Here is a 14,253-nt window from a genome sequence, read left to right on the forward strand (position 1 = left end):
GTGAGCGCGGTTCAACGACGGATGGAAACCCTGGTGGAGAGCGGTTTGCTCGGCCAGCTGATCCGATTCGTCATCGCCGGTGGGATCACCACAGGCCTCTACACGCTGGTCTATTCGCCGCTCGCGGGGCTTGGGATTACCTCCGAACAGGTGGCGAATATCTGCGGCTATCTGGTCGCGATGACCTCGGGCTATCTGCTCCACAGCAAGTGGAGTTTCCGCGGGCACGGCGCGGAGGCGTCGAAGACCAGCTGGCGCTTCTTCACCGTGTCGCTGGTGAGCTTCGGGCTGAACACGATGTTCGTGTGGATCCTGACCGACGATGCGATGCTGGCGGGCCCTTGGTGGTGGCCGCTGGTCCCGATCCTGTTCGTGACGCCGCTCGTCACCTTTGCACTTAACCGCTTCTGGGTATTCGGCTGATATGGACCGCGTCGTCTACGATCGCATGGCTGCACATGACACCACCCATTGGTGGTATCGCGCCCGCCGCGACATTCTTTCCGACTTCCTCGCGCGCGAGGCAAAGCTGCCGGCGCAGGCGCGCATTCTCGAGATTGGCTGTGGCACGGGACACAACCTGCCAATGCTCGCCAGCTATGGCGAAGTCGACGCGATCGAGATCGATGAGGCCGCTGCGGCAAAGGCCAGCGAGCGACTGGGCAAGCAGGTTGGCTCCGCGCCGCTGCCCGAGCTCGATGGCGTCGAGCCCGGCAGCTACGACATGGTCGCGGTGCTCGACGTGGTCGAGCATGTCGAGGACGATGTCGCTGCGCTGCAAGCCATCGCCCGTGCGCTGAAGCCGGGCGGCAAGATCCTGATCACCGTGCCTGCGCATCAATGGATGTGGAGCGCGCACGACGTGGTGAACCACCACAAGCGCCGCTATTCCAAAGCGTCGCTTGCCAAGGCGCTCGATGCGGCGGGCCTTCGTCCGCACAAGCTTGGCTACTTCAACTCGCTGCTGTTTCCGGTGGCGGTCGCGGCGCGCTTTGCCGGCAAGCTGATGGGCAAGGACGACAGCGACGATTCACCGCCGCCCAAGCCGCTCAATGCCGTGTTCGAAAAGATCTTCGGTCTGGAGCGCCACCTGGTTGGCCGGGTCCCGCTGACGCCGGGGCTCTCCCTGATCGTGCTGGCTTCGCCGAAGTAACCTTCGGCGCGCTACTCCGCAGCGTCGCTGCGCACCGATTGCGGCGACACGCGCACTTCGCCTGAATCCTCGAAGCGGTAGCCGAGCGAGGCATGGCCCTTCACCGGCCCTGCCACATCGGCGACCAGGTACAGCGGCCGCCGCTTGGACTCGACGTACAGCCGGCCGAGATATTCGCCGATCATTCCGAGCACGAACATCTGCACCGCGCCCAGGAACACCACGACCAGCATGGTCGAGGTCCAGCCCTGCACGGCATTGCCCATCACCCAGCCGACCAGGATGTAGAGCATCAGCAGCAGCGAAGCGCCGGTCAGCAGCAGCCCCACATGGCTGGCGAAGCGCAGCGGCGCAGTGGAGAAGCCGGTGATCGCATCGAGCGCGAAACGCACCATCTTGCCCAGCGGATATTTGGTCTCGCCGGCATGCCGCTCGTGCCGATCGTACACGAACGGTACCTGGCGGAAGCCCACCCAGGCGACCATGCCGCGAATGAAGCGCGCCTGCTCGGGTAGCGACAGGAAGGCGTCGAGCGCACGCCGCGTCATCAGCCGGAAGTCGCCGGTGTCTAGCGGGATCGGTGTGTCGGTGATCCGGTCCAGCATGCGGTAGAACACGGCAGCCGTGAGCTTCTTGAACAGGCTCTCGCCCTCGCGCTTGCGGCGCACGGCATAGACCACGTCAGCACCCTCGGCGCGCATCTGCTCGCGCATGGGCCCCAGCAGCTCGGGCGGATCCTGAAGGTCCGCGTCGATGATCAGGATCTCCTCGCCCGCGCACAGGTCGAGACCAGCGGTCAGCGCCAGTTGGTGGCCATGGTTGCGCGACAGGTTGATCGCGACCAGATGCGGATCGGAGGCGGAGAGCCGCTGCATCACGCTCCAGCTGCCGTCGCGCGAGCCGTCGTTGATCAGGACGATCTCGTAATCCTCGCCCACCACATCCCGCGCCGCAGCGGAGATCCGCGCGTGCAGCATGTCGAGGCACCCTTCCTCATTGTAGCAGGGGACGACGACGGAAAGTTTGGGCCGCTTCATGGGCGCGGTGTCTAGCGCGCTCGATGCCGCGCGTCACTATACCCGTTCGGCGTCGCTTACGGCGTCCGCTGCCCGCAATGCAGCCAACAGCCGCATCAGGTGCGCGGCGTTGCGCACCTCCAGGTCGACCGTGTTCGTGTGGAAGGTCGTGTCACGGCTGTCCATGCGCAGGCCTAGGATGTTCGCCTTGTGCTGGCCGATCAGCGTCGCGACCGCGCCGAGCGCGCCTGGCTCGTTTTTCAGCGTGACCAGGATGGTGGCCGTGCCTCCTTCGGCCTTGTCACCCCAGGTCAGGTCGACCCAGTCTTCCTCACCAGTGTCGGCCAGCGCCGCGCAATCGATGCGATGCACTTCGATCGGCTTACCCGCGCGGCGGATGCCGATGATCCGGTCGCCAGGCACCGGGCGGCAGCCTTCGGAAAAGCGGAATGCCACGCCTGGGGTCAGCCCCTTGATGTCGATGGCGTGGCTCTGCGGCGGCATCTCATGCTCCGCGCCATCGGCCGATCCCGGCATCACCGCGTCCATCACCTGTGCATCGGTGACCTGGCGCCGCGCGATCGCTTCCATCAGCGCCGCTTCGTCGGCGATCTTGAGCCGCTTGAGCGCGTCGCCCATTGCCGCTTCGCCCGGTGGGGTGGGCAGGCGCTGGACGATTTCCTCGTACAGCTTGCGGCCCAGCGCGATGGTCTCGTCGCGTTCCTTGTGGCGGATGTGCCGCCGGATCGCCGCCCGCGCCTTGCCGGTAATGGCGAAGTTCAGCCAGTTGGGCTGCGGCTCCTGCGCCTTGGATCGCAGGATCGCGACCTGATCGCCCTGGGCGATCTCCGTGCGCAGCGGCACGACCTTGCCATTGACCTTGGCGCCTACCGCCTGGTCCCCCAGGTCGGTGTGGACCGCATAGGCAAAGTCGATCGGCGTCGCCCCCTTGGGCAGCTGGATCAGCTCGCCCTTGGGGGTGAAGGCGAAGATCCGGTCCTGGTACATCGCCATGCGGGTATGCTCGAGCAGCTCTTCCGGGCTCTCGGCATGTTCCAGGATCTCGATGAGGTCGCGGATCCAGCTGACCTGCGTGTCGGGCCGTACCGCGCCCTGCTTATACGCCCAGTGCGATGCGAGACCGAACTCGGCCTGGGCATGCATGTCGCGGGTGCGGATCTGGATCTCCACGCGGGTGTCGCCGGCGTGCATGATCGTGGTGTGCAGCGAGCGATAGCCGTTGCGCTTGGGGGTCGAGATGTAATCCTTGAAGCGCCCGGGCACCATCGGCCAGCGGCGATGGATCACGCCCAGCGCCCGGTAACATTCCTCCTCGGTGTCGACGATCGCCCGGAACGCCATCAGGTCGGAGAGCTGCTCCAGGCTGACATGCCGCTCTGACATCTTCTTCCAGATGGAATAAGGATGCTTCTCGCGGCCCGTCACATCGGCTTCGATGCCGCCGCGCCCCAGCAGCAGCTTCAGTCCGGACGAAATCTTGGCGATGCGGTCTTCGCCCTCGATCTTCAGCGATTCCAGGCGCCGGGTGATCGACTCATACGCCTCGGGCTCGAGCACCTTGAAGGCGAGCGTCTGCATCTCCTTCATGAACTCGTACATGCCGATCCGCTCGGCGAGCGGGGCATAAATCTCCATCGTCTCGCGCGCGATGCGCCGGCGCTTGTCCTCGTTCTTGATGAAGTGAAGCGTGCGCATGTTGTGCAGCCTGTCGGCCAGCTTGACCAGCAGCACGCGGATGTCGTCCGACATCGCCAGCAGGAATTTCCGCAGATTCTCCGCGGCGCGCTCGCTCTCGGTTTGCGCCTCGATCTTGCTCAGCTTGGTGACGCCGTCGACCATGCGCGCGACATTGGCGCCGAACAGCCGCTCGACTTCCTCCGGCGTCGCTACCGTGTCCTCGATCGTGTCGTGCAGGATCGCGGTGGCGATCGTCTCGTCGTCCAGGTGCAGGTCCGTCAGGATGCCCGCGACTTCGATCGGATGGCTGAAATATGGGTCGCCATTGGCCCGCTTCTGCGTGCCATGGGCATTGACCGAAAAGACATAAGCCCGGTTGAGCAATGCCTCATCGGCGTCGGGGTCGTAGGACAGGACCCGGTCTACAAGTTCATACTGGCGCAGCACGGCTCCTAAATGGGGCCGCGAGCCGCTGATTTGCAACGAAATAGCGCGGCGTTCAGCCGTTCAGTGCCGTCAGTCGTGCGCGTACCTGATCGGGCAGCGGTACCGAGCGGCGCTCGGCGGTGTCCAGATGGACACTGACGATCTCCACTTCGGCATGCAGATCGCGGGTGTCGGCGTGGCACAGATCGATGCGCAGCGTCATGCTGGACGTGCCGACGCGGTCCACGCGGACGAACGCCTCGACCATGTCGTCGAAGCGGAAGGGCTGCTTGTACTGAACGGTGGAGCGCACGACGTTGAACTCCGCGTCGCTCCACTCGGCGCCCAGCGCATCCAGCTCCGCCCAGCGCCAGAACTCGGTCAGCGCCACATCGGCATAATCGAGATAGCGGGCGTTGAAGACGATCTTCTGCCCGTCAATCTCCGAATAGCGCACGCGGAACCGGGTGGAGAAACGGAACCCCTCGCGCACGTTCATCCTGCCTTGGTCGAGGGTACGTTGACGCCCATCGACTGGAGATACTTCTTCACGTTGCGCGCGGCCTGGCGCAGGCGCTGTTCGTTCTCGACCATGGCGATGCGGACATAGCCTTCGCCATTCTCGCCATAGCCAACGCCTGGCGCGACTGCGACCTTGGCGTGGGTCAGCAGCTGTTTGGAAAATTCGAGGCTGCCGAGATGGGCGAGTGCCGGGGGAAGCGGCGCCCAAGCGAACATCGACGCGCGGGGTGAGGGGATATCCCAGCCCGAACGGCCGAAGCTCTCCACCAGCACGTCGCGGCGCTTGTGATAGAGTTCGCGGTTCTTTTCGACGATGTCCTGCGGGCCGTTGAGGGCGGCCACTGCGGCGGCCTGGACGGGGGTGAACGCGCCATAGTCGAGATACGACTTCACCCGCGTCATCGCCGCGATCAGATGCTTGTTGCCGACCGCGAAGCCGATTCGCCACCCCGCCATGGAATAGGTCTTGCTGAGCGACGTGAACTCGATGGCGATGTCCTTGGCGCCCTTCACCTGCAGGATCGAAGGCGTCGGCTTGCCGTCATAATAAAGCTCGGAATAGGCGAGGTCCGAGATGATCCAGACCTTGTTCTCGCGCGCCCAGGCGACCAGCCGCTCGTAGAATGCCAGGTCGACCGTCTCGGCGGTCGGGTTCGACGGATAATTGATCACCAGGATGCTTGGACGCGGCACGGTGAAGTTCATCGCCCGCTCAAGGCTTTCGAAATACGCGTCGTCGGGCGTGGTTGGCACCGCGCGGATCGTCGCGCCGGCGATGATGAAGCCAAAGGTGTGGATCGGATAGCTCGGGTTCGGCGCCAGGATTACGTCGCCGGGCGCGGTGATCGCGGTGGCGAGGCTGGCAAGGCCTTCCTTGGATCCCATGGTGACGACCACTTCGGTCTCGGGATCGACCTCGACGCCGAAGCGGCGGCCATAATAGTTCGCCTGCGCGCGCCGCAGCCCCGGGATCCCCTTGGACTGGGAATAACCATGCGCGTCGGGCTTGGCCGCGACTTCGCAGAGCTTGTCGATGACGTGCTGCGGGGGCGGCAGGTCGGGATTGCCCATGCCCAGGTCGATGATGTCCTCGCCCCCCGCTCGCGCCGCGGCCCGCATGCCGTTCACTTCGGCGATGACGTAGGGCGGCAGGCGCTTGATGCGGTAGAACTCTTCGGACATGTCCATCTCTTCGTTAGAGGGGCGGCACCCGAACGCGCCGCCCTTGCGTTGATAGGGCATATGCGCAGCTTCGGGAACGCCGAGTTGCATGGGTCGCGCAGATAGCGACGCGAGAGAGGAACGCATGGCCGATACCACCACGTCGAAACCCAGCCTGGAGGAACTCCAGCACTGGACCTGGGTGCTTGGCCGCGCGCAGCAGATGATGCTGGAAAACGGCTTTGACCTGATGGGCGCCAAGCCGGCCGCCGGTCCGATGGCGGCGATGTTCGATCCCACGGCCGCGATGCGGGCGAGCGCGGGCTTCTGGGCCGATACCATGCAGCTGTGGCAGCGCTTCCTGGACCCGGCCAATGCGCAGCCGTTCGAGGAAACGCCCGAACAGGCCAAGGACAAACGGTTCAAGGCGCCGCAATGGCGTGAGCAGCCGGTGTTCGATTTCTTGCGCCAGAGCTACTTCACCGTTGCTGACCATCTGCTGAAGGGTGTCGACGCGCTGGAAGGCGTTGATCCCAAGCAGAAGGAGCAGATCCGCTTCGCGACCAAGGGCTTCATCGACGCGATGAGCCCGAGCAACTTTCCGGCCACCAATCCGCAGGTACTAGAGCGTGTCGTAGAGACCAAAGGCGAGAGCCTGCTGAAGGGTCTTCAGAACATGCTGAACGACCTCGCAAAGGGGCAGTTGACCCAGACCGACGCGCAAGCCTTTGAGATCGGGCGCAATATCGCGGCGACCCCGGGCAAGGTGGTCAAGCGAACCCCCCTCTACGAGCTCATCCAATATTCGCCGACCACCAGCCAGGTCTATCGCACCCCGCTGATCATCTTCCCGCCCTGGATCAACCGCTTCTACATCCTCGACCTTTCGCCGGAGAAAAGCCTGATCCGCTGGGCAGTGGAGCAGGGGATCACCGTGTTCGTGGTGTCGTGGAAGTCCGCGGACGCGACCATGAAGGACGTGGTGTGGGACGACTATGTCGAGCGCGGCCAGATCGACGCGATCGACACGGTGCGCGAACTGCTGGGCGTAGAGGGCGTCCATGCCGTGGGCTATTGCGTTGCCGGGACCACGCTGTCGGCAACGCTGGCGCTGCTCGCCGCGCGGGGCGAGGCGGAAAAGGTCAAGAGCGCGACCTTCTTCACCGCGCAGGTGGATTTCAGCGAAGCCGGCGATCTGCGCATGTTCGTGGGCGACGACCAACTCGCGCTGATCAAGAATTTGGGCGCCGAGGGCTTCCTGGACGGGCGCTACATGGCCGCGACCTTCAACCTGCTGCGCGGGCGCGACCTGATCTGGAACTATGTCACCAACAACTACCTGCTGGGGCAGGACTATGTGCCCTTCGACCTGCTCCACTGGAATTCGGACGTCACCAACCTGCCGGCAGGCTGGCACCTGAGCTACCTCACCGACTTCTACCGCGACAACAAGCTGGTGACGCCCGGCGGGCTTTCGGTCAGCGGCACGCCTATCGACCTGGGGCAGGTCAGCACGCCGACCTATGTCCAGGCGGGGCGCGAGGACCATATCGCGCCGGCCCAATCGGTGTGGAAGATCACGCACCACTTCAAGGGGCCGCTGCGTTTCGTGCTTGCGGGCTCCGGTCATATCGCGGGCGTCGTGAACCCACCTTCGGCCGGCAAATACCAGTATTGGACCAACGACGCGCCCGTGGAGACGCTCGCGGAGTTCATCGAGGGCGCGACCGAAGTGAAGGGCAGCTGGTGGCCGGACTGGGCCGCATGGCTGACCACGATCGATCCCGAAAAGGTAGATGCAGAAGCTGCACGTATCCCCGGGCAAGGTGCGCTGCCGGCCATCGAGGACGCGCCTGGAAGCTATGTGCGCACGCGCTAATCCTATTGATTACGTAGAGTAATCTGATGTTGCTGCACTGCACAAGAGGGGTTGCGGCGCATGCAATTAACCCTTACATATTGCAGTGCAGCAATCATCCAAGGGAACGATTCGCATGGCAACCAAGGGACCCAAAGCGGGCAAGCCCGCAGTGCGTACCACCCAGCCGAGCGCGCTCGTGGCTGAGGCTGTTGCGGCCACTGTTGAGAAGGCCGAGCCGGTGTCGTTGATCGAGGCAGGCGCCCCGATCAACCAGTCGGGACCGGTACCGTCAGTGGAAGCAGCGTCGCAGGAAGTCGAAACGCAAGCCGCGGAAGCGCCGGCACAAGCCGCCGCCGCGCACATCGTCAACGAATCCGCATCCGCCAGCGAGGCGACGCGGGAGAGCATCGTCAAGGAAGTCAGCACCATGGAAACCACGATCGAGAACGGCGCCAAGGCGCAGGCACTTTTCAACGATTTCAACGACCGCGCCCGCGCCGCCGTCGAGAAGTCGACCAAGCTCGCTGAGGAAGCCGGCGACTTCGCCAAGGGCAACCTGGAAGCGCTGGTCGAATCGAGCCGCATCGCCGCCAAGGGCCTGGAAAGCTTCGGTCAGGACGCAGCCGACTATGGCCGCCGTTCGTTCGAGAACGCCACCTCGGCGATGAAGACGCTGTCGACCATCAAGTCGCCGACCGACTTCTTCAAGTTCCAGAGCGATTTCGTGCGCGGCGTGTTCGACGCCTATGTCGCCGAAACCTCGAAGAACACCGAAGCGATGATCAAGCTCGCCAGCGACGCGGCCCAGCCGCTGTCGAACCGCGTGGCGGTTGCCGTCGAAAAGGTGAAGACCGCGGCCTGAGCCGTTCGCGTCTGAACATTGAAAGGGGCGGTCACCACGCGGCGACCGCCCCTTTTCCTTTTGCAAGCCGTGCCGCGCACGCGCGCAGGCTTGCCTCCCGCCAGGCAAATCCATATTTTCCGCAACGTGATGGTCGAACCAGGAAATTCCGTGATCCAGATGGCCGAAGACGGCGACCATGACGATGGCAATGACGGCCGCGACCGCTCGGTCGGTCTGGCGACGCGCACCCGTAGCCGCACCAAGAAGCCGACGCCGTACCGCGTGCTGATGCTCAATGACGATTACACGCCGATGGAGTTCGTCGTGCTGGTCCTCCAGCGCTTCTTCCGCATGACGATGGAAGAGGCGACGCAGGTGATGCTCCACGTCCATCAGCGCGGCGTGGGCGTGTGCGGGGTCTTCTCCTATGAAGTGGCGGAGACCAAGGTGAGCCAGGTGATGGACTTCGCCCGGCAGAACCAGCACCCGTTGCAGTGCACGCTGGAGAAGGCGTGAGGGTTTAGCGGTTCGCGCTGCAGGCTGAACGCTCAGCGTCGCCGAGATTGGCGTTGGTTTGCGTCTTTCCGTTCCCCGGCGCACGCCGAGGTCCAGCTGCAATGCCGTCCGCGAGGGACGTCTTCGCTCGCTGACTGAGCCGAAGCTGGGCCCCGGCCTTTGCCGGGGAACTGGTTTCATTTATACTTTCTGTCATCCCGGCCTTGAGCCGGGATCCCGCTTCTTCTTCTGTGGGGCAAGGCAGCGGGACCCCGGCTCAAGGCCGGGGTGACGGAGGAAGTGTTCAGTGCCTGGTGCGAGCCCGCGCTCTCAAGCCGCCGGCAGCCAGCTCAGGTCCAACCCTTCATACCGGTTCACGTAATTCGCGGCCCGCGTCAGCGCGCGTTCGTCGACGATGGTGACCTTGCCTGCCTCGCGCGCGATCAGGCCGTCTTCTTCCAGCTGGCGCAGCATGCGGTTGACGTGCACCGCGGTCAGCCCGGTGGCATCGCCCACTTCTTCCTGGGTCAGCCCCAGCGCGAAAGCATTGACAATGCCCTTGTCCGACACACGCAGCCGGTTGCGAAGTTCGAGCAGCAGTGCGGCCACGCGCGCCTTGGCGCTGGTGCGACCCAGCGCCGCCAGCCGGTCGGTCAGCGCCACGCGCTCGATCTGGACATGCACCATGATCAGCGCCGACAGTCGGGGATGCGCGATCATGATGTCGGCCAGCGCGGTGCGGTCGAACGGCGCCACGGTGCAGTCGGACAGTGCCGCCAGCGTTTCTGGCGCCTCACGATAGATCGCGCTCGACATGCCCAGCATGTCGCCGGGGAACAGGAAGCGCAGGATCTGCCGGCTGCCATCGTCCAGCAGGACATAGCTCATCATCAGCCCCTTGCGGAGGATGAACATCTCGCCGCACGGCTCATTCTCGCGCTGCAACACCGCCCCGCGGCGTACCTGCCGCTGGCGTGACTCGAGCTTATCGAGAGTCGCGCGCTCGCCTGCCGTCAGTTCGACAAGCGCACTCAAGATTTCAGCGAAACAACTAATCGCCACGCGTTCGCTACCCCCCACCGGCCCCGTGCAAAGCAGTACCTTGGAATCAATGCATTAAAGTCGATCAATCCCCACCAACGGCCTGCCGCTTGCACCGCGCCCGGGAGCGAGTAGAAGCCGGCCATGGACCGTATCCTTATTCGCGGCGGCAACCGCCTTTCCGGCAAGATCACCATCTCGGGCGCGAAGAACGCCGCGCTGACGCTGATGCCCTGTGCCTTGCTGACCGATGAACCGCTTACGCTGCGAAACCTGCCACGTCTCGCAGATGTCGACAGCTTCGGACATCTACTGAATGTTCTTGGCGCGTCGACCTCGGTCGAAGGAACGCGGCCCAACGAATTCGGCCGAGTCATGACGGCCCGTGCGGGCAATCTCAGCTCGACGGTGGCACCGTATGACATCGTGCGAAAGATGCGCGCTTCGATTCTCGTGCTTGGTCCGCTGGTCGGCCGCGCAGGCGAGGCGACGGTGTCGCTTCCCGGCGGCTGTGCGATCGGCAACCGACCGATCGACTTGCACCTGAAGGCGCTGGAGGCGATCGGCGCCGAGATCGAGCTCGCCGCGGGCTATGTGAAGGCTTCCGCGCCCGGCGGCCGGCTGAAGGGTGGCGAGTACCGCTTCCCCGTCGTGTCGGTCGGCGCGACCGAGAATGTGCTGATGGCCGCCGTCACCGCGCGCGGCACCACCGTGCTCGATAACGCTGCGCGCGAGCCCGAGATCGTCGACCTGTGCAACCTGCTGGTGGCGATGGGCGCCTCGGTCGACGGCATCGGCACCGACCGGCTGGTGATCGAAGGGCGCGACCGCCTGCACGGCGCGACCTACAGCGTCATGCCCGACCGGATCGAAGCGGGCAGCTATGCCTGTGCCGCGGCGATCACCGGCGGCGATCTCGACCTGGTCGGCGCGTCGGCGAACGACATGCGCGCGACGCTCGACGCGCTGGTGGAGGCGGGCATCACGGTCGAGGAAAAACCCGACGCAATCCGCATCGCCGCGCCCAACGGCATCAAGCCGCTGACGCTTTCCACTGCCCCGTTCCCCGGCTTCGCCACCGACATGCAGGCGCAGTTCATGGCGATGCAGTGCATGGCGGACGGCGTCAGCACCTTCACCGAGACGATCTTCGAGAACCGCTACATGCACGTTCCCGAACTGGCGCGCATGGGCGCGAATATCGAGGTCCATGGCCGCACCGCAAAGGTACACGGCGTCCAGAAGCTGACCGGTGCGCAAGTGATGGCGACCGATCTGCGCGCCTCGATGAGCCTGATCCTGGCCGGCCTCGCCGCCGAGGGCGAGACCCAGGTCAACCGCGTCTATCATCTCGACCGCGGCTATGAAGGGCTCGAGGAAAAGCTCCAGGGCGTCGGCGCCGACATCGAACGCGTCGGCGACGGCTGAGGCTGTCTCCCCGTCATCCCGGCTTAAGGCCGGGGTGACGAAGGAAACTAAACAAGTTCCCCGGCGAAGGCCGGGGCCCAGCTTCGACGCATTCGCGGTTATGTCCTGCCTCTCTAGGAACTCGGCAACTGGGCCCCGGCCTTCGCCGGGGAACGGGGGTTACCCGCCGGCTGACCCTCAGCGTGTACTCATCGAATAAGGCCGCGCCGCCTGGCTCGTGCCCCAGCTCTTGTTCGGCGCCGCCTGCATCGTGAACCGCAGTTCGCCGCCCGCTACCACCTCCTCATGCCGGAGGTAGCTGCGTTCCAGCGGCTTCCCGTTCAGCGTCACCCGCACGACATACCGGTTCGCCTCTGACAGTCCCTCCGCCACCACCGCAAAGCGCTTGCCGTTCGGCAGGTTCAACGTCGCGCGGCTCAGGAATGGGCGTCCGATCACATATTCGTTCGATCCCGGGGCAACCGGATAGAAGCCCAGCGACGTGAACACGAGCCAGGCCGACATCTGCCCCAGATCGTCATTGCCCGACAGGCCGTCGGGGGTGGGCTTGTACTGGCTGTCGACGATCTGCTTCAACCGCTCCTGCGTGCGCCAGGGCTGGCCGGCGTAGCTGTAGAGATACGCCACGTGGTGGCTGGGTTCGTTGCCATGGATGTACTGGCCGATGAGCCCGGCGATGTCCTCGGCATGGCTGTAATCCACCTTGCTATTGTCATACTCGAACATCGCGTCGAGCTTCTTCACCGCCGCGGCGTCGCCGCCTAGCGTGCGGAAGAGCGCGGCCTGATCCTGCGGCACGAACCAGCTATATTGCCAGGCATTCCCCTCGGTATAGTCGCTGCCGTAATTGATCGCGGTGGGATCGAACGGCGTGCGGAAGCTGCCATCGGCTTTCCGCGCACGCAGGAAGCCGGTCTTCGCGTCGAAGCTGTTGCGCCAATATCCGGCGCGCTTCTCGAACTCGGCGGCGACGTCTGCCTTGCCCATCGCCCGCGCCATCCGGGCGATCGTCCAGTCGTCATAGGCGTACTCGACTGTCTTCGACGCCGCCTCGGGCTCGCGGTCGATCGGCGCGTAGCCCAGCTTCATGTAATCGCCCAAGCCGCCATAGGGCGCGTAGCGGGCGCTCGCCGCCATCGCGTCGAGCGCCTTGGCGGCGTCGAACCCGCGCACGCCCTTCAGATACGCGTCGGCGATCACCGGCACCGCGTGATAGCCGATCATCGTCCAGGTCTCGCGTCCCTGGAACTGCCACACCGGCAGGATGCCGAACGGGCTCGCTTCCCGACTGGCGATCAGCGAGTTGACGAAGTCGGCGTTGCGCTGTTCCGGCTGGACCAGCAGCAGCAGGGGGTGTTCGGCACGGAACGTGTCCCACAGCGAAAAGGTCGAGTGGAAGGTGAACCCCCTGGCCTGGTGGACCTGATCGTCGGGCCCGCGATATCGCCCGTCGGCATCCGACAGCACGCTGGGCGCCATCAGGGTATGGTATAGCGCGGAGTAGAAGGTCTTGCGCATCGGCGCAGGGCCTTCGGCCTCGATGGCCCCCAGCGCCCGCTCCCACGCCGCCTTCGTGCTGGTCCGGATCGCGTCGAAGCCGCCGACTTCGCTGTCGAGGTTGGTGATCGCCCCGTCCTCGTCGACGCTGGAGATTGCGACCTTCACTTCCAGCGGTTGGTCGAGCACGCCGAAGTCGAGCCGCGCCACCAGCGCCTGCCCGTGCAGCTGCGCAGTATCGTCGGCGCCGCGGCTCGGTCCCTGAAAGCCCTTGTACGGCACCTTCTCCTCGCGGTTGAAGAAGGCGTGGCCGGTTAGCGGGGCGGAAGGACGGATCGCGAAATAGAGCTTGCGCCCGGGCGCCCAGCCACGCGTCTCGCGCATGCCGGTGATGGTGCCGTCCGCGCGCAGCCGCACGCTCGACCACAGGATCTTGCCGGGATAGTTGTACAGCGAACTGCGTAGGTCGAGCAGCAGGTGCGCCGCCTTGCCCGCTGGGAAGGCGTAGCGCTGTACGCCGACACGCGTGCCGGCAGTCATCTCCGCGCGCACGCCGCTGTCGGCGAGGGTCACGGCGTAATAGCCCGGCCGCGCGGTCTCGCTGCTATGGTCGAAGCGCGAGCGATAGCCCGACCCCGGCTGCTTGGCGTCGCCGGGCTCCAGCGGCACGGTGTCGCCGGAAACCGGCATCATCAGGAAGTCGCCCAAGTCCGAATGCCCCGCACCCGAAAAGTGCGTCATCGAGAAGCCCTGGATCGTGGGATCGTCGTAGCGATAGCCCGCCGCGTGGCCATAGCATTCGCGGATCCGGCAGCCGGTGTCGGTATCCGGGCTCAACTGCACCATGCCGAATGGCGCCACGGCGCCGGGAAAGGTGTGCCCTTCGCCACCGGTGCCGACGAACGGGTCCGCTGCCGCATAGGGCGCGGTTTCGGTTTCCTGGGCCCGCAAGGGGGCGGCGGCGAAGGCTAGGGCGGCAAGCGCGGTCGCGGCGCGGCGGAACTGCTGGTGCATGCAGGAGTTAGAGCATGGCAGACGCTGGGTTCCAAGCCCGCCACATTGCAGTTACGTTACAGTGACTTGGCTCGCCGCCCATGTCATTCTGCGGAAC

The 14,253-nt window shown here is 65.0% G+C and carries 12 protein-coding genes; 6 read left to right on the top strand and 6 right to left on the bottom strand.

Going from position 1 to position 14,253, the window contains the following annotated elements; genetic code table 11:
• Positions 1-33: 33 nt before the first annotated feature.
• Together LQ953_RS14260 and LQ953_RS14265 are read left to right on the top strand one after the other, a co-directional pair.
• Positions 34-423, top strand: a complete 390-nt coding sequence (locus LQ953_RS14260) for a GtrA family protein (RefSeq protein ID WP_231031576.1) — start codon at positions 34-36, stop codon at positions 421-423.
• 1 nt (position 424) lies between these two features.
• On the top strand, positions 425-1,153 hold the full coding sequence (locus tag LQ953_RS14265; protein ID WP_231031577.1) for a class I SAM-dependent methyltransferase: 729 nt from the start codon (positions 425-427) through the stop codon (positions 1,151-1,153).
• Between the two features lie 11 nt (positions 1,154-1,164).
• Here the strand turns inward: LQ953_RS14265 and LQ953_RS14270 are convergent, their stop codons facing one another.
• From LQ953_RS14270 to LQ953_RS14285, 4 genes are read right to left on the bottom strand one after another with little or no spacing between them, the layout of a single operon-like run.
• Positions 1,165-2,190: a glycosyltransferase family 2 protein gene (locus tag LQ953_RS14270; RefSeq protein WP_231031578.1), complete on the bottom strand. Its 1,026-nt coding sequence runs from the start codon at positions 2,188-2,190 to the stop codon at positions 1,165-1,167.
• 36 nt (positions 2,191-2,226) lie between these two features.
• Entirely contained in the window at positions 2,227-4,314 is a 2,088-nt protein-coding gene (locus LQ953_RS14275; protein WP_231031579.1) for a RelA/SpoT family protein, read from the bottom strand.
• Positions 4,315-4,366: 52 nt separating this feature from the next.
• On the bottom strand, positions 4,367-4,786 hold the full coding sequence (locus LQ953_RS14280; RefSeq protein WP_231031580.1) for an acyl-CoA thioesterase: 420 nt from the start codon (positions 4,784-4,786) through the stop codon (positions 4,367-4,369).
• A gap of 2 nt (positions 4,787-4,788) precedes the next feature.
• Positions 4,789-5,997 carry an LL-diaminopimelate aminotransferase gene (locus LQ953_RS14285; RefSeq protein ID WP_231031581.1) on the bottom strand — a complete coding sequence of 403 codons (1,209 nt, stop codon included), beginning with the start codon at positions 5,995-5,997 and terminating at the stop codon, positions 4,789-4,791.
• 124 nt (positions 5,998-6,121) lie between these two features.
• Here LQ953_RS14285 and LQ953_RS14290 point away from each other — a divergent pair, with 124 nt between their 5' ends.
• The 3 genes from LQ953_RS14290 (at position 6,122) to clpS (ending at position 9,197) form a co-directional block, all read left to right on the top strand.
• On the top strand, positions 6,122-7,855 hold the full coding sequence (locus LQ953_RS14290) for a PHA/PHB synthase family protein (RefSeq protein WP_231031583.1): 1,734 nt from the start codon (positions 6,122-6,124) through the stop codon (positions 7,853-7,855).
• Positions 7,856-7,970: 115 nt separating this feature from the next.
• Positions 7,971-8,699, top strand: a complete 729-nt coding sequence (locus LQ953_RS14295) for a phasin family protein (RefSeq protein WP_231031584.1) — start codon at positions 7,971-7,973, stop codon at positions 8,697-8,699.
• A gap of 159 nt (positions 8,700-8,858) precedes the next feature.
• Positions 8,859-9,197, top strand: a complete 339-nt coding sequence (clpS, locus tag LQ953_RS14300) for an ATP-dependent Clp protease adapter ClpS (protein WP_231031660.1) — start codon at positions 8,859-8,861, stop codon at positions 9,195-9,197.
• 309 nt (positions 9,198-9,506) lie between these two features.
• Here the strand turns inward: clpS and LQ953_RS14305 are convergent, their stop codons facing one another.
• Entirely contained in the window at positions 9,507-10,211 is a 705-nt protein-coding gene (locus tag LQ953_RS14305) for a Crp/Fnr family transcriptional regulator (protein WP_231031585.1), read from the bottom strand.
• A gap of 150 nt (positions 10,212-10,361) precedes the next feature.
• Between LQ953_RS14305 and murA the strand changes: the two genes are divergently transcribed.
• On the top strand, positions 10,362-11,645 hold the full coding sequence (gene murA, locus LQ953_RS14310) for a UDP-N-acetylglucosamine 1-carboxyvinyltransferase (protein ID WP_231031586.1): 1,284 nt from the start codon (positions 10,362-10,364) through the stop codon (positions 11,643-11,645).
• A gap of 177 nt (positions 11,646-11,822) precedes the next feature.
• On the opposite strand, the gene LQ953_RS14315 is transcribed toward murA, so the two are convergent.
• Entirely contained in the window at positions 11,823-14,156 is a 2,334-nt protein-coding gene (locus LQ953_RS14315; protein WP_231031587.1) for a GH92 family glycosyl hydrolase, read from the bottom strand.
• Positions 14,157-14,253 lie beyond the last annotated feature (97 nt).

The sequence above is a fragment of the Sphingomonas sp. IC-56 genome, from assembly GCF_021043375.1.
Taxonomy (GTDB): Bacteria; Pseudomonadota; Alphaproteobacteria; order Sphingomonadales; family Sphingomonadaceae; genus Sphingomonas.